The organism is Herbiconiux sp., assembly GCF_023264895.1.
Lineage (GTDB): Bacteria > Actinomycetota > Actinomycetes > Actinomycetales > Microbacteriaceae > Herbiconiux.
This window is the reverse complement of sequence record NZ_JAHFUY010000035.1, coordinates 1-18,568: the sequence shown is the minus strand read 5'-3', so window position 1 is coordinate 18,568 and position 18,568 is coordinate 1. Positions and strand designations below refer to the sequence as shown.

Annotated in this window: 19 protein-coding genes; 12 read left to right on the top strand and 7 right to left on the bottom strand. The window is 72.2% G+C overall.

The genetic code is table 11. From position 1 onward, the window contains the following. Positions 1–22 precede the first annotated feature (22 nt). The 4 genes from Q0D57_RS08050 to Q0D57_RS08035 all read left to right on the top strand — a co-directional run bounded on the left by Q0D57_RS08050 (position 23) and on the right by Q0D57_RS08035 (position 2,685). Positions 23–715: a phosphocholine cytidylyltransferase family protein gene (locus Q0D57_RS08050; protein WP_259527626.1), complete on the top strand. Its 693-nt coding sequence runs from the start codon at positions 23–25 to the stop codon at positions 713–715. Positions 716–778: 63 nt separating this feature from the next. Beyond that, positions 779–1,558 carry an ABC transporter permease gene (locus tag Q0D57_RS08045; protein ID WP_291041081.1) on the top strand — a complete coding sequence of 260 codons (780 nt, stop codon included), beginning with the start codon at positions 779–781 and terminating at the stop codon, positions 1,556–1,558. Beyond that, on the top strand, positions 1,558–2,289 hold the full coding sequence (locus tag Q0D57_RS08040; RefSeq protein ID WP_291041079.1) for an ABC transporter ATP-binding protein: 732 nt from the start codon (positions 1,558–1,560) through the stop codon (positions 2,287–2,289). The genes Q0D57_RS08045 and Q0D57_RS08040 overlap by 1 nt, the downstream gene beginning before the upstream one ends. A gap of 81 nt (positions 2,290–2,370) precedes the next feature. Further along, positions 2,371–2,685, top strand: coding sequence for a hypothetical protein (locus Q0D57_RS08035; RefSeq protein WP_291041076.1), 315 nt, complete (start codon positions 2,371–2,373; stop codon positions 2,683–2,685). A 12-nt stretch (positions 2,686–2,697) separates the two neighbouring features. Here the strand turns inward: Q0D57_RS08035 and Q0D57_RS08030 are convergent, their stop codons facing one another. The 3 genes from Q0D57_RS08030 to Q0D57_RS08020 form a co-directional block, all read right to left on the bottom strand. Then, positions 2,698–3,006 carry a helix-turn-helix transcriptional regulator gene (locus Q0D57_RS08030; protein WP_291041073.1) on the bottom strand — a complete coding sequence of 103 codons (309 nt, stop codon included), beginning with the start codon at positions 3,004–3,006 and terminating at the stop codon, positions 2,698–2,700. 107 nt (positions 3,007–3,113) lie between these two features. Continuing rightward, positions 3,114–5,477, bottom strand: a complete 2,364-nt coding sequence (locus Q0D57_RS08025; RefSeq protein ID WP_291041070.1) for a GNAT family N-acetyltransferase — start codon at positions 5,475–5,477, stop codon at positions 3,114–3,116. Next, positions 5,474–6,031 (bottom strand): SRPBCC family protein, encoded by a 558-nt coding sequence (locus Q0D57_RS08020; RefSeq protein ID WP_291041067.1) that lies wholly within the window; start codon positions 6,029–6,031, stop codon positions 5,474–5,476. The genes Q0D57_RS08025 and Q0D57_RS08020 overlap by 4 nt, the downstream gene beginning before the upstream one ends. 227 nt (positions 6,032–6,258) lie before the next feature. Here Q0D57_RS08020 and Q0D57_RS08015 point away from each other — a divergent pair, with 227 nt between their 5' ends. Continuing rightward, positions 6,259–6,549, top strand: a complete 291-nt coding sequence (locus tag Q0D57_RS08015) for a hypothetical protein (protein ID WP_259527644.1) — start codon at positions 6,259–6,261, stop codon at positions 6,547–6,549. Here Q0D57_RS08015 and Q0D57_RS08010 read toward each other — a convergent pair. After that, positions 6,509–10,327: a TM0106 family RecB-like putative nuclease gene (locus Q0D57_RS08010; RefSeq protein ID WP_291041061.1), complete on the bottom strand. Its 3,819-nt coding sequence runs from the start codon at positions 10,325–10,327 to the stop codon at positions 6,509–6,511. The genes Q0D57_RS08015 and Q0D57_RS08010 overlap by 41 nt on opposite strands. A 94-nt stretch (positions 10,328–10,421) precedes the next feature. On the opposite strand from Q0D57_RS08010, the gene Q0D57_RS08005 reads away from it, so the two are divergent. Continuing rightward, a complete protein-coding gene (locus Q0D57_RS08005; protein WP_291041058.1) occupies positions 10,422–11,744 on the top strand; it encodes a M18 family aminopeptidase in 1,323 nt (440 codons plus the stop codon). Position 11,745: 1 nt separating this feature from the next. After that, positions 11,746–12,498: an SGNH/GDSL hydrolase family protein gene (locus Q0D57_RS08000; protein ID WP_291041055.1), complete on the top strand. Its 753-nt coding sequence runs from the start codon at positions 11,746–11,748 to the stop codon at positions 12,496–12,498. Positions 12,499–12,529: 31 nt separating this feature from the next. Here the strand turns inward: Q0D57_RS08000 and Q0D57_RS07995 are convergent, their stop codons facing one another. Together Q0D57_RS07995 and Q0D57_RS07990 are read right to left on the bottom strand one after the other, a co-directional pair. After that, positions 12,530–13,111 carry a hypothetical protein gene (locus Q0D57_RS07995; RefSeq protein WP_291041032.1) on the bottom strand — a complete coding sequence of 194 codons (582 nt, stop codon included), beginning with the start codon at positions 13,109–13,111 and terminating at the stop codon, positions 12,530–12,532. 2 nt (positions 13,112–13,113) lie between these two features. Continuing rightward, positions 13,114–13,569 (bottom strand): DUF3817 domain-containing protein, encoded by a 456-nt coding sequence (locus Q0D57_RS07990; RefSeq protein ID WP_291041027.1) that lies wholly within the window; start codon positions 13,567–13,569, stop codon positions 13,114–13,116. A gap of 127 nt (positions 13,570–13,696) precedes the next feature. On the opposite strand from Q0D57_RS07990, the gene Q0D57_RS07985 reads away from it, so the two are divergent. From Q0D57_RS07985 to Q0D57_RS07975, 3 genes are read left to right on the top strand one after another with little or no spacing between them, the layout of a single operon-like run. Further along, complete coding sequence (locus Q0D57_RS07985; RefSeq protein ID WP_291041024.1) at positions 13,697–14,158, top strand: SRPBCC domain-containing protein; 462 nt, start codon at positions 13,697–13,699, stop codon at positions 14,156–14,158. A gap of 49 nt (positions 14,159–14,207) precedes the next feature. Then, positions 14,208–14,648 (top strand): DUF4440 domain-containing protein, encoded by a 441-nt coding sequence (locus tag Q0D57_RS07980; protein WP_291041021.1) that lies wholly within the window; start codon positions 14,208–14,210, stop codon positions 14,646–14,648. Next, on the top strand, positions 14,645–15,319 hold the full coding sequence (locus Q0D57_RS07975) for an HAD family hydrolase (RefSeq protein ID WP_291041017.1): 675 nt from the start codon (positions 14,645–14,647) through the stop codon (positions 15,317–15,319). The genes Q0D57_RS07980 and Q0D57_RS07975 overlap by 4 nt, the downstream gene beginning before the upstream one ends. 57 nt (positions 15,320–15,376) lie before the next feature. On the opposite strand, the gene Q0D57_RS07970 is transcribed toward Q0D57_RS07975, so the two are convergent. Beyond that, a complete protein-coding gene (locus tag Q0D57_RS07970) occupies positions 15,377–16,297 on the bottom strand; it encodes a LysR family transcriptional regulator (protein ID WP_291041014.1) in 921 nt (306 codons plus the stop codon). Between the two features lie 102 nt (positions 16,298–16,399). Between Q0D57_RS07970 and Q0D57_RS07965 the strand changes: the two genes are divergently transcribed. Both Q0D57_RS07965 and Q0D57_RS07960 read left to right on the top strand, forming a co-directional pair. Continuing rightward, the gene (locus tag Q0D57_RS07965) at positions 16,400–17,764 is read left to right on the top strand and encodes an MFS transporter (protein WP_291041011.1); all 1,365 of its coding nucleotides are present in this window, start codon (positions 16,400–16,402) and stop codon (positions 17,762–17,764) included. Continuing rightward, positions 17,761–18,540 (top strand): 3-hydroxybutyrate dehydrogenase, encoded by a 780-nt coding sequence (locus tag Q0D57_RS07960; RefSeq protein WP_291040991.1) that lies wholly within the window; start codon positions 17,761–17,763, stop codon positions 18,538–18,540. Before Q0D57_RS07965 ends, Q0D57_RS07960 begins: the two co-directional genes overlap by 4 nt. Positions 18,541–18,568: the final 28 nt, after the last annotated feature.

The window sequence follows — 18,568 nt, the reverse complement described above, 5'->3', positions numbered from 1 at the left end:
CGTGGAACGAAGAGGAGTCAACATGACCACGCAGGTCGTCATTCTTGCCGCGGGCATGGGCAGCCGGCTCGGCCGATCCCTCCCCAAGCCGCTCACCGAGCTGAGCGACGGCCGCACGATCATGGGCCAGCAGTTCGACAACATCCACCACGCCTTCGGCTCCAACGCCAAGGTCACCATCGTGGTGGGCTACAAGCTCGAGCACATCATCGAGGCGTTCCCCGAGGCATCCTTCGTCTACAACGAGGAGTACGACCAGACGAACACCTCCAAGAGCCTCCTCCGCGCCCTGCAGGCCTCCACCTCGGGCGGCGTGCTCTGGATGAACGGCGACGTGGTCTTCGACCCCGCCGTGCTCGACCGCGCGGTCTCGATGATCGCCCGCGACCAGTCGTTCGTCACGGTGAACACCGCGAAGGTCTCCGACGAGGAGGTCAAGTACACGACCACGGCCGAGGGCTACATCGACGAGCTCTCCAAGACCGTCGTCGGCGGACTCGGCGAAGCGGTCGGCATCAACTACATCTCGGCGCGCGACAAGGCCTCCTTCATCCGTCACCTGCAGCGTGTGGGAGACCAGGACTACTTCGAGCGCGGCCTCGAGCTCGCCATCGAGAAGGACGGTCTGCTCATCGAGCCCGTCGACATCTCGGACCTCTACGCCGTCGAGGTCGACTTCGCAGAAGACCTGGAGCGCGCGAACCTCTTCGTGTGACAGAGTTAGCCTCGATCCATCACGAAGGGGCTTGCACAGGTGAGCGTTGCTGCACGGGCGCCTTTGGCCCGTAAGGGTGGCCGCTGGTCGCGTTACCGGCATTCGCTGCTCCTCCTCACCCGGAGAGACCTGCGCGTCAGGTACTCCACGTCCGCACTCGGCTACCTGTGGTCGATCCTCGATCCGCTCGTCATGGCGGGGATCTACTGGTTCGTCTTCACCCAGGTGTTCCGGCGGCCGGTCGGCACGGAGCCCTACATCGTGTTCCTGCTCACGGCGCTGCTGGCCTGGATGTGGTTCAACGGCACGGTCTCGGATGCGACGCGGGCGTTCCTGCGTGAGGCCAAGCTGATCCGCTCCACCAAGATCCCCCGCACGATCTGGGTGAACCGGCTCGTGCTCTCGAAGGGGATCGAGTTCCTGGCGAGCCTGCCCGTGCTCGCCGCCTTCGCGATCGTCGCGGGGGCCACGGTCGACTGGGAGCTGCTGCTGTTCCCGCTCGGCATCCTGCTGCAGGCCACCCTCACGGTGGGGGTCGCGCTCATCGTGGCACCGCTCGTGGTGTTCTTCCGCGACCTCGAGCGGGCGGTCAAGCTCGCTCTGCGGTTCCTCTTCTACGCCTCCCCCATCATCTACGGCACCCACGACCTGCCCGAGGCGCTGCAGCCGCTCGCGGCGTTCAATCCGCTGAGCGGTGTGTTCTCGCTCTACCGGGCCGGTTTCTTCCCTGACCAGCTCGACTGGTACCAGGTGGGGGTCGGGGCCGCGATGTCGGTCGCGCTGCTGGCCATCGGGCTGCTGGTCTTCAAGCGGTCCGAGCGATCCGTGCTGAAGGAGATCTGATGGCCGTGATCGAGGTGGAGCGCGTCGGCATCCGCTTCAAGCGCAACAAGCGCGCTCGACGCAGCTTCAAGGACCTCTTCGCCGGCAGCACCCGCCGGTCGCGCCCCGGCGAGTTCTGGGCGCTCCGCGACGTGAGCTTCACGGTGCAGCCCGGGGAGGCCATCGGCGTGATCGGCCGGAACGGGCAGGGCAAGTCGACCCTGCTGAAGCTCGTGGCCGAGGTCGTGCTGCCGGACGAGGGCCGTGTGCGGGTGCACGAGGGCGTGGCGCCGCTGATCGAGATCACCGGCGGTTTCGTCGAGGACCTCTCGGTGCGCGACAACGTCTACCTCACGGCGGGCCTGCACGGCATGACCCGGCGCGAGGTCGACGAGCGGTTCGACGACATCATCTCGTTCGCCGAGATCGGCGACTTCCTCGACACCCCGTACAAGCACCTCTCGAGTGGCATGCGGGTGCGCATCGCGTTCTCCGTGATCTCGCAGCTCGAGGAGCCCGTCATCCTCGTCGACGAGGTGCTCGCGGTCGGCGACAAGGGGTTCCGGGAGAAGTGCTACCGGCGCATCGAGGAGCTGCTCGCCGGCGGGCGCACCCTCTTCTTCGTGTCGCACAACGAACGCGACCTCCGGCGGTTCTGCACGCGCGGGCTCTACCTCGACGGCGGGAGGCTCGTGTTCGACGGGCCGATCGCGGAGGCGCTCGAGCGCTACTCCTCCGACACATCCGGCTGATCGGGACGGGTTGTCCACAGGGGACGGCCGGAGGGGGCTTTTCGGGCCCTGATCGTCGGTGGTGGGGTTTCTACTGTGGGCATGGCAAGCAGTCAGGTCCACTCCTCCCCCACACCGTCCTCCGAATCCGACGCCTATCCCGTGCCGCTGCGGCTCGATCGCAGCGGGGCGCCCGAGCGCTACGGCCTCCGCAACATCAGCGACGAGCCGCTCCGCGGTCTGTCGTTCAGCCTTCTGGGCAGCGGCCTCATGCGGGCGACACCACCCCTCCTCCTCGCGCCCGGGCACGAGATGACCCTGCGCATCCGGGGGTCGACGCTGCCGGTGTCGGCGATCCTCATCATCCGCTGGTTCCGGCCGAACGGCGACGAGTACCTCTGGCGGGTGAGCTTCTGAGAGCGCGGCGTCTCAGACGGGCTGGTCGCCCTGCTCGCGGGCCCGGATGAGGTCGGCCACCGTGACCTTGTGCGGCCGGTCGGGCAGCATGTCGGCCGTCATGCCGTCGAGCAGCACCGCGGGGTTCAGGTCGAGCGCGCCGGCGATGCGGAGGATCGTGTGGAGCGACGGGTTCGCCTGGCCGCGTTCGATCTTGCCGAGGTTGGTGAAGTGCAGGCCCGCGAGGTCGGCGAGCTCCATCTGGTTGATGGCGAAGCGCTGGCGCTCTTCACGGATGCGGGACCCCAGCAGACGGGAGGCATCGGACGGCGCGGAACTCACCCCTCATGCCTACCTGCCTCATGCTCCTGCTACCAGAGAGGCTGTGCCGCTGGCTTTCATGCCACATGTGTTCGAGCCCTCTGCCATCGGCGGAGGCCTTGGTGCTGTCAGAGACCGTTGCGCTGCACGAGCGGCACGGCGATGCGGCGCACGACCAGGTCGAGCACCGCCCAGCCTGCGCGGCGCGGCCACGGGAGGTGGCGGGTGAAGACGGCCGTGCACTCGAGTTCGGCGTCCGCCCCGCGGTTTCGCTTGAAGTCGGCCACACCGCTCGAGGCGTGGAGGTCGACGCCCGCCTCGTGGGCGGTGCGGGCGATGGCGTAGGTGAGCATGCGGTACAGCCCGAGCTCCTGGGGCAGGGCCGTGTCGTAGCCCACCACGGGCGCGGCGAGCAGCCCGTGGGCGGTCGTGTAGCCGAAGGCGGCGTCGATCCGCCCGTCGCGCTCGAGCAGCACGAAGCGGAGCAGGCCGCTCCGCTGGGCGATCGCGATGAACTCCGGGGTGTAGCGGGGGTTGAGCGCGGAGTACTTGTCGACGTAGAGGAGGTCGTACAGGTCGGCGATGCGGCGCCGGGTGGTCTCGTCGGAGGCTCCGGTGGCGTCTCGGGGTGCCTCTCGGAGGCTGTAGCCCTCGGTCTCGAGGAGGGCACGGTCGCGGCGGGAGTCGCGGAGGCTCTGCCACTCCGTGCCCCGCGTCGGCAGGAAGAGCACGCTGCGGGAGGGGATGAGGCGGTACCCCGCCCGGCGGAGGGTCTCCGGCAACCGGGTTGCGCGACCGTGCACGCTCCGCCAGCCGAGGGCGAGACGCGGGTGGCGGGCGGTGAGCTCGGCGGTGAGCGCGGTGACGGCCGCTTCGGGCAGGTCGGGCTGCAGGTTCGTCGAGACGAGGGCGTTGCCCACGAGCACGATGTCGTCGAGGTGGGCGGTGCGGGTGAGCAGGTCGAGGGCGTCGATCGCTCGGGCTGCGAGGGCGCGCACCGCAGGGGATCTCAGCTCGCCGAGCTCCTCGCGGGCGTAGTGGATGAAGTGGGAACGGGGCGAGACGACGTAGCTCTGCGGGGGGCGCGAGCTCGGCGTCGTCGTGCGGGGTCTCGTGAGCGGGAGCGTGAGACCGGCCACCTGGACGGTCTCGAAGCACACGGCGATGTTGGGTGCCAGGTGCTCGGTGCCGCCTGTCCGCCGGGTGTCCTCCGTGAGACGGGACGCCCATCCGGAGGGGTAGGAGGTGACACCCTCGGCTGCCTGCTGGCCGTCGGCCGGGTCGTTCGGCAGTGGTTCGCCGTTCCACTCGATGTCGTGGGTGGAGGCTGCCAGCAGGCTTCCGCCGGAGGCTCGGGCCGTGGTGGCCTGCACGGCGAGCGACCGGAGGAGGGTGCCGATCGGGAGGCGGTCGCGGTGCGGGCGCAGCGCATCCGGGAACCGGAGCTGACGGAGGTGGCGGCGGAGGTCGGCGCCGCTGCGGATGCCCGCCGGGCCGTAGAGGGCGTGCGGGATCCCGAGCCGGGCGGAGGGTGAGCTCGGGCGGGTCGGGTTCCGCGGTGTGGCGGCGGGGGTGAAGGCGGCGGGGAGGTCGTCTTCGGCGGTGAAGAGGTGGAGGCCGGAGGTCGCGCGCGGGTTGCATTCGAGAACGTGGGGGTCGCCGGATGCGGTGGCGATGAGGTCGAGCCCGAACTGGCCGGTGATGTCGAGGTGCCTCGCGAGCTGCTCGGCGTACCGCTCGGCCGCTTGCACGGCGCCTGAGAGAGGTGCGGAGCCGTCGTGGTCGAGGCGTTCGAAGGCGACGCCGGCTCCGGTGCCCGCGCGCCAGACGGGGCGGTAGGCCGAGAACGCGGTGAGGACTCCGTCGACCGCCACGGCGTGCACGCAGAACTCGATGCCGTCGAGGTGCTCCTGCACGAGCCAGGGGTGCTCGGGTGTGGGGGCCGGCACGTCGGGCAGAGGTGCGCCCTCGGGCACGCGTCGGGTGAGCGCGCCGAACCGGGAGTAGGCGGGCTTCACCACGACCGCAGCGGAGGGCCGCTCCTGGCGACGTCTCGCCAGCCGGCGCCAGCCGATGCCCGAGTCGATCACGGCGGTCTCGGGATGCGGGATGCCGAGCTCGGCGAGGAGGGCGGCGAAGAGCGCCTTGTCGTGGAGCCGCCGCAGCACGGGCAGCGGCGGTGCGAAGACGCGACCCTCGAGGCCCGGCACGCTCCCGGTGTCGCGCATGGCGGCGAGGTGGAAGACCTCCTCGCACGTGGGCACGATGAGGTCGACGGCGTGGCGCTCGGCGATGCCCGCCACCGCGCGGGCGAACTCCCACGGGGCGAAGCGCGCCGACGGCACGCGGTAGGCGGCACCCACCGCGTGTGACGCGGAGGTGAGGGCGGGCTGGCTATCGGCGACCACCACGAAGCGGCCGGCGTCGTGGAACCGGCGGGCCAGGTCGAGCGTGACCGGGGCGCGGGATCCGGTCAGGAGGACCGCCGTCATGCGCCCTCGGCGACCCGGGCGCAGACGAGGAGGCTGCGGCGCATGTAGCGGCGCCAGATGGGCCCGATGAGGCGCTCGACCACGAAGCGGCGGCGGGGCAGCGGGACGTACTCGTAGGTCCAGCGGATGCGCGAGCCGGTCGCCGTGGGCTCGTAGCGCCAGCTCGCCCTGGCCTCGGAGACGAGGTGGGCGAGGGCGCCGGTGAAGTCGGTGACGCGGTAGTCGAACTCGCCCACGGCGGACGGGGTGGTGGTGTCGGGCTCGGGGGGCGGGGTGGTGGGGGATGGCTCGGCGGGTGGGGTGGTGGTGGAGGGCTCGGCGGGTGGGGTGTGGCGGAGGAGGTGCTCGCGGAAAGTGCCGCCGTCGGAGAGGTGGACGGTGCGGCGGGAGCCCGGCGTCGTCCAGGGGCCGGTCTGGTCGGAGACGCGGGTGACGGCGGGGAGCACGAGGTAGCCGGTGAAGAGCTCGGCGTCGTCGCGGGGCACCACTCGGTCGAAAGCTCGGCGCGCCGAGACGGCGGTGTCGATGACCTCGGTGAACACGACCGGCTTCATCTGCCCACCGTACTGCGCGCGCACACCCTGCCGCGGGAGCCCGCACGGCTGCGGGAGTCCACACAGCTGCGCCTGTCCACGCACCCGAGCCTGCCCGCCCGACTGGGCCAGCCCACCGGGCTGCCGGAGCTCACGCGAGTGAGCCTGCCCACCGGCCCGCTCCCGCGCCCGCGCTGGCCCACGCGCTTCGCCAGCGCTCGGCGGCGATCGACCCCTACGCTGGTGGCATGCCTTCGTACCGCGTGACCATGATCGTCGGAACGCTCGAGCTCGGCGTCAAGCCCGAGACCGTGCTGCCCACCCTCACCCAGGCCATCGCCGACTTCACCACGGTGGAGTCGTCCGACATCGCGATCGTCTCCGGGCGGCCGCGCGTGACCGTGCGGTTCACCGCCGACACCGACGAGGCCGCGTTCCTCATCGCCGAGCAGGGGATCGACGGCGCCCGGGTGTCGGCCGAGCCGATCGCGTGGCAGGTCAACCGACAGGTGCACGGTCGGTGGGAACCGCTCGCGTGAGCCGGAGGAACCCCGAGAGCGTGGCGAGCTCCGCCGCGTTCCCCGGCAGGTGGTCGACGAGCGCCGGTGAGTACACCAGGTAGGCCGCCCACTTCGCCCGCGAGATGGCGACGTTCAACCTGTTCTTCATGAGCAGGAAGCCGATGCCTCTCGGCACCTCCGCCGCCGACGAGGCCGCGAGCGTCACGATCGCCACCGCCGCCTCACGGCCCTGGAACTTGTCGACCGTGCCCACGGAGACCCCGTCCAGTCCCGCCTCGGCGAGCGTGCGCCTGACGAGTTCGACCTGGGCGTTGTAAGGCGCCACCACGATGATGTCCGAGGCCTCGATCGGCCGGCCGGGCGACTCCTCCCCCGGGTCGTGCCAGGTCAGCCCGAGGAGATCGCGCACGATCTGCGCGACGCGAGCGGCCTCGTCCGGCGACTCCGTCGAATCGCCCGCGTGCTGCACGGGCTCGAGGTGCAGGCCGGGCTCGACTCCCTCGAGGCGCCGGTCGGTGGTGGCGGGCAGTTTCGAGTGCAGCTCGCCCTCGTAGGACAGGTCGCTCACGGGGGCGCAGACCTCCGGATGCATGCGCCAGCTGACGTCGAGGAAGTAGCCGAGGTGATGCGGCAGCACGTCGTGCCCGTCGGTGAGCCAGCCGAGCGCCGAGGTATCGACCGGCTCGGGATGCGTGCCCTGCGTGACCTGGGGCAGCTGCTGCGGGTCGCCGAGAAGCAGCAGGTTGCGGGCCGCGACGCTCACGGCGATCGTGTTGGCGAGCGAGAACTGGCCGGCCTCGTCGATCACGAGGAGGTCGAGGCTCCGCCTTCCCACCCGGCCGGTGTTCGTGAAGTCCCAGGCGGTGCCGCCGATGACCGCACCGACGTCGTGCCGCTCGGCGTGCGCGAGGAAGCGGCCGAGCGCATCCCGGCCCGACAGCGCCGTGAAGCGGGCGGTCGGTGAGTCGCTCGACTTGCCGACCGCGGCCGGATCGACCCCGGCACCGACGATCGCGTCGAGCATGTTCTCGACCACCGCGTGCGACTGCGCCACGACCCCCACGCGCCAGCCGTGCTCGCGCACGAGGTCGGCCACGACCCGGGCGCCCGTGTAGGTCTTGCCCGTGCCGGGCGGGCCCTGCACAGCGAGGAACGAGTGGTCGAGGTCGAGCAGCGAGTCGCGGATGGCGTCGATGGTGCCGCGGGGACCGTCGCCGACGGGACGCAGCGTGCTCGCGATGGGCGCCGTGGTGGCGGGCTCGCCGGTGGTGTCGGGCTCTCCGGTGGCGTCGGGGGAAAGGGTGCGAGGCGGGCGGCGGCGGAGGATGTCGAGGGCCGGGTCGGCGGGGAACTCCGGGAGGGCGGCTGCCAGGGTGGCGCCCCACTCCGCGATGGCCGCCTGCAGGGAGTCGGTCTTGGGCGGGGCTGCGGGGGCGACGGCGATCGGGACGGCGTCGTAGGGCAGGTCGCCCACCTTGAGGGCCTCGGTGAAGACGAACTGGGTGAGGCCGTTCTCGAGCTCCCGCACCTCATCGAGGGTGGTGCGCGCGTGGGCGAGGCGATCGGTCGCGCGGGAGCGCGGATCCGGCCACGGATGCGGCGGGTCGTAGACGAAGAACCGGCCGGACGCGCCCGCCTCGAGCCGACTGCCGGGGGCGAGCACGCCGCGCAGACGGATCTCGCGGCGGTCGGCCTTCTGCCGGCCCGAGCGATACCACTCGCGGTCGATGCGGGCGTGCGTGACCTCGAGCACGTCTCGCGTGTCGGACCACTCCTCGAGCGGCCGCTCCAGACGGCCGTAGTGCTCCCACCAGAACGACTTGTCCTCGCGGCGGTGGTAGTCGATCGCTGCGGCAGCCAGGGCGATCGCCGTTCGGTCGTCGCCGTCGATGGCGGGCTCCTCCCCAGCGTCGACGCGGCCGAGGAAGGTGGTGAGCGCCTCGTGCACCGGGCTCGCCGTGAAGGTGAAGCCGTCAGCACCGTCGGTGCCGTCGGTGCCGTCGTTCCCGGTGCCGTCGTTCCCGGTGCTGCCGCCCGGGCCGCCCGGGCCGCGCCCGGCGTCGATCTCCAGCGTGTCGAGCTGCGGGGCGGGCGCCGCCGTCGACGGGCCGAGTCCGTTCTCCGCCGCCCGGTCGAGCAGCCAGTCACGGAGCCGCAGGGTGGAGACGCAGTCGTACTCGTTGTAGTCGGCGATCTCGCCGAGAAGGGTCGCGGCCGCCTCAGCCTCGCCCTCGTCGCGGAGCTCGGCCCAGCGGGCGTAGGCCGTGATGGAGTCGGCCGCGTTCGTGACACCGCTGTCGCGGAGGAGGTCGCCCATGTAGAGCGGCTCGAGCTTCTTGAGGCTGTAGGAGCGCGTGCTCACCCGGAGGCTCTTCTTGACGACCGGGTAGAGGTCGACCAGCACGCCTCGCCGCAGCAGCTCGTCGAGCTGCTCGTCGCCCACGCCGTGGCGCGCGCAGAGCGACTGCAGGTGGGCGCGCTCGTAGTCGGCGTAGTGGTAGACGTGCAGGCCCGGATGCGCGTGCAGACGCTCCGTGAGGTAGTCGAGGAAGGCCCGGAGCGCCTCCCGCTCCTCGGCGTGGTCGTGCGCCCAGAAGGGGCGGAACACCGTGCGGGGATCGATCCCGCCCGGGTGCGGCAGGCCGAGCGCAGCGGCACCGGCAGACCCCCGCGAGGCATCCGGCGCCGCGTGCTCGATGACCCCGAAGAGGTAGTCGAGACCCCAGTCCGGCCCCGCGTTCTCCGTATAGAGCGGATCGCCCTCGAAGTCGAAGAAGATGTCGGCCGGATCGGGAGGCGGGAGCGCTCCGAGGGCCGCGGGATCGAACACGCGGTAGGCGAGGCCCGAGCGGCCCTGCACCTGCATGGCCGCCTGGTCGCGGATCCCCGCCAGCGTGGTGTCGGCGAGGCCCGGGACGGGCCCGGTGGAGGAGGCGAGCGCCGTGAGCGTGGGCAGCCCCGCGGCGCGGAGCTTCTCGCGCTGGCCGAGGCGGAGCCCGGCGACGAGCAGCACGTCGTCGTGCGCCTCCACCTCGGGCGCGCAGACGTCGCAGCGACCGCACGCCGTGTACCGCTCGTCTCCCCAGGCGACCGCCTCGACCCCCTCGCGCGACCTGTCGTCGAGGAGCGCCTCGAGGCGTTCGCGCCGATCCCGGTAGACCGGCAGGATGTCGCGGAGCTGGTGGGTCGAGCGCGATCCGTCGCCGAGCAGCAGGTGCACCTCCGGCCCCGTGGGCACGCCGAGCAGCTCGAGCTGATCGGCGTAGGCGGCCAGCTGCAGCAGCGCCGTGATCTTCGCGTGCCGTGCGAGCTTCGTGTCGTAGACCTCGTAGACCGGCCCGGCGGATGCCTGCCCCGCCTTCACGAGGAAGTCGGCGAAGCCGAGGAACCGGCCGTCGAAGAAGGTGCCCTGGAACACCACGTCGGCACCCGCCCGTAGCGCCTCGAGGGTGACCTGCTGCTGGGCGGCGAGGGCCTCGGGCGTGGTGCGCTCGGGCCTGTCGATCTCGGCAACTCCCCGCGCGGATCCGGGCACTGAGGAGCCGGGCACCGAGGACCCCGGCACCGAGGATCCGGGCACGAACGGTCCGAACTCGGCACGGAACCGCTCGAGCGTGCGCAGCTCGTGCGCATCACCCAGCCGCGCGGTGCGCTCGAGCATCTCGTCGGTGCTCTCGGGCGGCGGCGCGACCCGGCCGAGCTTGGCGTCGAGCCGCCGCACGAGGGCGAACTCGCACGACGCCGCGGCCGTGAGGTCGGTGGCGCTGTAGAGAACCGTGCCGCCCGTGAGGATCATGCGACTCCTTCGATCCCCAGAAGGCTACCGGCAGCCCCCGACACCGAACCCACCGCGGGGCCGCCGTGGCAGCACGGGGTGGTTGGATGGAGGGATGCCCGACACCGCCGCCCACGTCGCCGATCTCGCCGCCTTCATCCAGGCCTCCCCCTCGTCGTACCACGCGGTCGCCGAGGTCTCCCGGCGGCTCGAGGCCGCCGGCTCCGAGGAGCTGCGGGAGACGGATGCCTGGACCGCACGACCCGGCCTCCACCACGTGCGGCGCGATGGTGCCGTGATCGCCTGGACGGTCCCGGAGGGCGCCGCGCCCGGCAGCCCGTTCCGCATCATCGGCGCGCACACCGACTCCCCCGGCTTCAAGCTCAAGCCGCGCCCCACCATCGGGTCGAACGGCTGGCTGCAGGCGGGCGTCGAGGTCTACGGCGGACCGCTGCTGAACTCGTGGCTCGACCGCGAGCTCGAGCTCGCCGGCCGCCTCGTCGACCGCGACGGCCGCGAGCACCTCGTGCGCACCGGACCGTTCCTGCGCATCCCGCAGCTCGCCGTGCACCTCGACCGCGAGGTCAACAACGGCCTCACCCTCGACCGCCAGCGCCACACCGCGCCCGTGTTCGGCGTGGGCGACGTGTCCCAGGCCGACCTCGTCGACATCCTCGCCCGCCGTGCCGGTCTGGGCAGCGGTGCCGACGTGGCCGGCTACGACCTGCTCACGGTCGACACCGCGGCCCCCGCCCGCTTCGGCCTCGACGACGCGCTCTTCGCAGCGGGCCGGATGGACAACCTCACCTCGGTGCACGCCGGACTCGTCGCCCTGCTGGCGACGTCCGAGGGCACGGACGGGTCCGGGGCGCACATCCCGGTGCTGGCCGCCTTCGACCACGAGGAGCTCGGCTCCGAGTCTCGCTCGGGCGCGAGCGGCCCGTTCCTCGCCGACGTGCTCGCCCGCATCACCGCCGGCCTCGCCACCGGCGACGCCGCGGACCATGCCGCTGACCGCGCAGCCGCCGCCGAGCTGCACGCCCGCGCCCTCGCCGCCTCGTGGTGCGTCTCCTCCGACGCCGGCCACGCCGTGCACCCCAACTACCCCGAGCGCCACGACCCCGCGAACCGGCCCGTGGCCGGCGGCGGCCCGCTGCTCAAGATCAACGCCAACCAGCGCTACGCCACGGATGCGCACGGCGCCGCGCTCTGGCACCGGGTGTCGGCGGCGGCCGGTGTGCCGGTGCAGGAGTTCGTCTCGAACAACACCGTGCCCTGCGGATCGACGATCGGTCCACTCACCGCCACCCGCCTCGGCATCCGCGTGGTCGACGTGGGCCCGCCGCTGCTCTCGATGCACTCCGCCCGCGAGCTCGCCCACGTCGACGACCTCGCCGCGCTCGCCGCCGCCCTCACCGCCTTCCACGGAGGTGCGTAGCGTGCGACGCCGCACCCTCGTCGCATCCGTCGTCGCGACCGGCGCCGCGGCGGCCGGCATCGCCGCCTGGGTGCGCTACCTCGCACGTCGCCAGCACCACTGGAGGGGTGTGCTCTCCGATGCGATCCCCGTGCACTCCCTCTACTGGCGGGAGCAGGCCGCGAAGAAGGGCGAGCTTCTCTACGTGGCCGTCGGCGACTCGGCGGCCCAGGGCATCGGAGCGAGCCGGCCGGCCCAGGGCTACGTCGGCTTCCTGGCGAAGCACCTGCGGGAGCGCTCCGGGCGCACCGTGCGCGTGGTCAACCTCGGCATCTCGGGGGCGCGGCTCCGCGAAGCCATCGAGAAGGAGCTCCCGCGGCTCGCGAAGCTCGAGCCCGACGTGCTCACCGTGTGCATCGGCGCCAACGACATGGCCGACTTCGACCCCGAGCACTTCCGCACCGAGATCGCCACGATCCTCGACGCGCTGCCCGAGCACGCCATCGTGGCCGACCTGCCGAGCTTCTACTTCCTGCCCGCCGAGCGGAAAGTGCTCGTGGCGAACCGGATGCTCCGCGAGGCGGCCTCCGCACGAGGACTCCGCGTGGTGCCGCTCCACCGCCTCACAGAGCGGCAGGGGCTCTGGGGCGTGAGCACGCAGTTCGCGGGCGACCTCTTCCACCCCAACGACCGCGGCTACCGCATCTGGGCCGCCGCCTTCACGCACGCGATCGACGACCGCCTCCGGCAACTGGGCGGCCGCGCCTCGGCCTGAGCCGCGCTCGGCGTGGCGCTGTGTCCGTCGCTCAGCGCTCGGCGCCCGTGCACCGCGACTCGCTCGAGAGCCCGATCCGGAGCCCGCCGTCGAGAGGGCGGGCCGAGACCTTCAGCGGCACGAGGTTCGTGCCCACGAGCGACAGCCGCACACCCCCGCCGCCGATGCCCTGGGCGGTGACGCTCCAGCCGCGCTCCTCGTAGGCGGTGCGCACCTCCCGCGCCCAGTCCTCGGCCGACGCGATCCCGGTGGCGCTCGCCGTGCGTGCGAGCGCGAACTGCTCCTCGGGCGAGCCGTCGGGGCACTCCTGCACCACCGAGTCGTCCGAGACCGTCGTGACCTCGCCCGGCAGGAGCGCGAGCAGCGTGTCGACCTCGTCGGTGACCTCGGCGGTCACGCCCTCGAGCGTCGTCGGCACCCCCGTGCGCGCGGTCGAGACCCCGATCCACACCACCGCCACGAGCACCGCCGCGACGCCGAGCGCCACGAACGTCGCCGGCCGCAGCAGCCCGGCCCAGCGCTCGCCCCGGGGCGGCAGCTTCGGGAGCTTGCGGGCGGGCACGAGCCGGAGGTTCCGCAGGCTCGCTCCGCGCTCGTCGTCGCCGGTGCTCACGCTCAGCCCGCGGGAGGCCCGGCCACGAGCGCCACGGTCGTGAGGAGGGCCACGACGACCACGAGCACCACCACGAACAGCCAGGGCCGGTTGAGGAACCAGCGCAGCAGCCGGTCGATCGGATGCGCGTCGCGCGGATCATCCGTCGCCTGCAGCCGCCATCCGCCCGCCAGACGCCCTCGGCGCTCGAGCACGACGTCGGTCACGACCGTGCCGTAGGGCGGGATCGCGGTGGCCGCGGCGACCACGATCACCCACCACCGCCAGCGCTGGTTGAGGCCCACCACGACGCACGCGGCCACGAAGGCGATGAAGACCACCCCGTGCGCGAGGCCGATGGCGAAGAAGAACGGGACCTCGGCCGAGAACGCGTAGCGCGCGATCATGGCGGCGATGAGGGCGGTCCAGGTGATCGCCTCGGCGATCGAGACGGTGCGGAAGACGGTGCGGGGAGACATCGCGCCACAGCCTACCGGCTCGCCCTGGGCCGCCTCCGGCCCGCTGCCCCGGCGACGGGAGTAGACAGGAGGTGCGCCCCCGCCTTCGACGGCATCCGGGATCGGCGCCGACGAAGGAGGATCGACGATGATCGACATCGACAAGGGCTTCACCCTGACCCGCGAGTTCGACGCCACCCCCGACCAGATCTGGCGGGCGTGGACCGAGCCTGCGCAGGCGGCCGAGTGGTGGCATCCGTCGGGCCTGCACACCCCGCTCGAGTCGGTCTCGATGGACGTGCGCCCCGGCGGGCACTACGCCTACACGATGGTCGACGACACCAGCGGCGAGGAGCACCCGACGGGCGGCGTCTATCGCGAGGTCTCGGCGCCCGAGCGCCTCGTCTTCACCTGGGGCGAGCCGGACGCCGATCCGGACGACGCCCTGCTCGTGACCGTCACGATCGCGGACCTCGGCGAGCTCAGCCGCCTGACCTTCGACCTGCGCGGCTACGACGGCATGAGCGGCGACGAGTTCATCCAGGACGGCTGGGAGAGCGCGCTCGACTCGCTCGCCCAGCACCTCGGGCAGACGGCCGTCGCAGGCTGAGGCGCCGCCCCCGCCTGGCGCTAGGCTGTCGGCGGCGGAGGGAGAAGTCGTGGGTGAGCAGGTCTCGAGCGGGGTCGATCCCGCGTTCCAGGCGGCGGTCGATCGCGTGGGCCGGGCCCTCGCGGCGATGGGCGAGGGCGATCCGGAGCCGTTCCGTGCCTGCTGGGCCCCGGATGCCGACACCACGCTCTACGGCGCGTTCGGCACGCTCGAACGCGGGCACGACGCCATCGACGCCACCCTCGACTGGGTGGGCACGCGCTTCAGCGGCGGCCCCCTCGAGCCGAGCTACGACGCCGTGCACGCGGGCGGCGACCTCGGCTACACGGTCGGGCTCGAACGCGGGGTCGTGCGGATCGACGGCGGCGAGCCGCGCGAGATCGTCATCCGGGTGACGCACATCTACCGCCGCGACGCCGCGGGCGAGTGGCTGCTCGTGCACAGGCACGGCGACCACCCGCCGGCCCGCGAGTTCAGCACCGCCGGATGACCGGGCGCCCGCCGCCCCTGCTGCTGCTCGACCTCGACAACACGCTCGTCGATCGCGCGGGCGCCTTCGCGCGCTGGGCCGAGCTGTTCGCCGCCGAGCACGGGCGGGAGGACGAGGCCGCCTTCATCGTGGCGGAGGACCGCAACGGGCACACGCCGCGCCCGCAGCTCGCCGCCCGCGTGCTCGAGCGGTTCGGCCTCGACGCCGGGCCCTCGGCCGTGAAGCGGATGATCGACCGGCTGCTCTACGAGCACGTCGACTTCGTGGAGGTCTACGACGGCCTCGCCGAGCACCTCGACGTGCTGGCCGATGACGGGGTGCGGCTCGCGATCCTCTCGAACGGGCCGGTCGAGCAGCAGGGCCGGAAGCTGCGCCGCACGGGGATCGACCGGCGCATGGTGGACACCGTGATCTCGGAGGGCGTGGGGGTGAAGAAGCCCGACGAGCGCATCTTCCGGATCGCCCTCGAGCGCGCCGGCGGGGATCCGGCCGACACCTGGATGGTGGGCGACGATCCCGTGAACGACGTGGCCGGAGGGCGTGCGGCGGGGCTCCGCACCGCGTGGGTGGGGCACGGGACGGTGTGGAGCGAGCGCGGTGATGCCGCGGCGCCACCCACCGTGGAGGCCGCGACGACGCGCGAGGTGCTCGACCTCATCCTGGCTCGCTGAATCCCGACCACCCGCTGGCCTGCCGTCTCTCCGCGTGCTGCGACGCGCATCCGGCGGTCAGAGTCTTTCGGCACGCCGATCGCCGCGGAGCGCATCCGCCATCGCCGCCGTGCGGTCGCGGAGGGCCGCCACCACCGCCGCCACCGCCGGGCGGTCGAGCGAGTCGGGCCGGAGCACCATCCAGTAGGGCAGCACCTCGGCGATCTCCTCGGGCAGCACGCGCACGAGATCCGGATGCCGGTCGGCCACGAAGCAGGGCAGGAAGCCGATGCCGGCACCGGCGCGCGTGGCCTCCACGTGCACGAAGACGTTGGTGGACGTGAGCGAGTCGCGCATGCCGGGCACGAGGCGGCGCGGGGCGTCGAGGTCGTCGACCTGCAGCATCGAGTCGATGAAGTAGACGAGCGGATGCGCCACCAGCTCGTCGCGCGTCTGCGGAGCGCCGTGCTCGGCCAGGTACCGCTCGGAGGCGTACATGCCGAGCACGTACTCGCCGAGCAGCACCGCCTCGGCGCGGTGGACCTGCGGGCGCCCCACCACCACCTCGATGTCGAGGCCCGAACGCTGCTGCAGCGCCCGGCGGGTGACCGTGACGATCTCGACCTGCAGCTCCGGATGCTCGCGCTGCAGGTCGGCCACCGCCGGCGCGGCGACGAGGGCGCTGTAGCCGTCGGTCGCCGAGAGCCGCACGACTCCGGCGAGCTTCGGTCGCAGGTCGGCCCCGGAGACCTCGGCCGCGAGGCCGTCGAGCGCCTCGGAGACCCCGTCGGCGGCGCGCAGGGCGCGACGGCCGAGCTCGGTCGGCTCCCACCCGCCGGCGGCGCGCGAGAGCACGCGGCCACCGAGGGCGCGCTCGAGCGACTGGATGCGGCGGGAGACCGTGGTGTGGTTGAGGGCCAGCTCGTCGGCGGCGCCGGTGAAGCGTCCGGTGCGGGCGACGGCGCGCAGCACGAGCAGATCATGCGGATCGACGGACATGTCTGCAATTATGCACAGCGGGTGTTCCGAACTGGTCATTGTCGAGGCTCCGATCTGCACGAATACTCGTCAGCAGTCAACGACGACCACTGAGGAGACCACATGACCGTCACCGATCCCGTCCGCACCGAACGAGCGCCCTCCGGCCTGAAGAAGGTGGTGGCCGCCTCGATGGTGGGCACCGTCGTGGAGTGGTACGAGTTCTTCCTCTACGCCACCGCCGCGAGCCTCGTCTTCGGCGCCGTGTTCTTCCCGAACGCGGGCAGCCAGCTCGACGGCATCATCGCGGCGTTCCTCACCTACGCGGTCGGCTTCATCGCGCGGCCCCTCGGCGGCATCGTGTTCGGCCAGATCGGCGACCGGCTCGGGCGGAAGCACACGCTGCAGGTCACGATCATCCTGATCGGCGTCGCGACCTTCCTCATCGGCTGCCTGCCGGGCTTCGACACCATCGGCTACTGGGCGCCCGCGCTCCTCGTGGCGCTGCGCTTCATCCAGGGCTTCGCGCTCGGCGGCGAGTGGGGCGGCGCTGTGCTGCTGGTGGCCGAGCAGAGCCCGAACAGCTCGCGCGCCTTCTGGTCGAGCTGGCCGCAGGCCGCCGTGCCCGTGGGCAACCTGCTCGCCACGCTCGTGCTGCTCGTGCTCTCGACCGTGCTGCCCGACGACCAGTTCCTCGGCTGGGGCTGGCGCATCGCGTTCTGGCTGTCGGCGCTCATCGTGCTCGTGGGCTACTACATCCGCACCCACGTCAACGAGGCCCCGATCTTCCTCGAGGCCAAAGCCCTCGTGGAGTCGGAGAAGGCCGCGAGCTACGGCGTGTTCGAGGTCGTGAAGCGCTACCCGAAGGGCGTGCTGAAGGCGATGGGGCTGCGGTTCGCCGAGAACATCCTCTACTACATCATCGTGAGCTTCTCGATCGTCTACCTCGTGACGGTGCACGAATACGACACGAGCTCGCTCCTGCTCGCGCTCCTCATCGCGCACGCCGTGCACTTCGCGGTCATCCCGCAGGTGGGGCGGCTCGCGGATCGGGTGGGCCGGAAGCCCGTGTACTTCGCCGGAGCCGCGCTCGGCGCGACCTGGGCGTTCTTCGCCTTCCCGCTTTTCGACACGCTGAACCCCGTGCTCATCGTCGTCGCGATCACCATCGGGCTGTGCTTCCACGCCCTGATGTACGCGGGGCAGCCCGCCATCATGGCCGAGATGTTCCCCACCCGCATGCGCTACTCGGGTGTCTCGCTGGGCTACCAGGTGACCTCGATCGTGGCCGGATCGCTCGCGCCGATCATCGCATCCGCTCTGCTGCAGCGGTTCGACTCGTGGGTGCCGGTGGCGCTCTACATCGTGCTGGCGTGCGCCATCACGGCCGTGACGGTGCTCACGCTCAAGGAGACCCGCGGAGCCTCGCTCCGGGCGGTCGACGAGGCGGATGCCGAGCGCTTCGGCCTGCGCGGCGCTCGGCGATGAGTGCTCCGGAGCGGACCCTGGCGCTCCGGGGCAGGCGCGCCCTCGTGACCGGTGGCGCGAGCGGCATCGGTGAGGCCGTGGTGCGGGCCTTCGCGGCGGAGGGGGCCTTCGTGGTCGTCGCCGATCGCGACGGCCCGCGCGCCGAGGCCCTCGCCGCCTCGGTCGGCGGGGAGGCGTGGACGATCGACCTCGCCGATGCCGCCGCCCTCACCGACGACTCGCTGCAGCCCATGCTGGAAGGCGTCGACGTGCTCGTCAACAACGCCGGCATCCAGCACGTGGCGCCCATCGAGGAGTTCGAGCCGGAGTGGTTCCGGCAGATCCTCACCGTGATGCTCGAGGCGCCGTTCCTGCTCGTGCGGGCGGCCCTTCCCGGGATGTACCGGCGCGGGTGGGGGCGGATCGTGAACGTCTCGTCGGTGCACGGGCTGCGGGCGTCTGCCTTCAAGAGCGCGTACGTGGCGGCGAAGCACGGGCTCGAGGGGCTCTCGAAGGTGACGGCGCTCGAGGCGGCCCCGCACGGGGTGACGAGCAACTGCGTGAGCCCCGGCTACGTGCGCACCTCGCTCGTGGAGAAGCAGATCGCGCAGCAGGCCGCGGCGCACGGGTTCGCGGAGTCGGAGGTGCTGGCGCGGGTGATGCTCACCGAGAGCGCGATCAAGCGGCTCGTGGAGCCCGAGGAGGTGGCCGCGCTCGTGCTGTGGCTGGCGTCGCCGGCCGCCGCCATGGTGACGGGCTCGAGCTACACGATGGACGGCGGCTGGTCGGCCCGCTGACGCGGCCGCGCGCCCGCCGCCGCCCGCC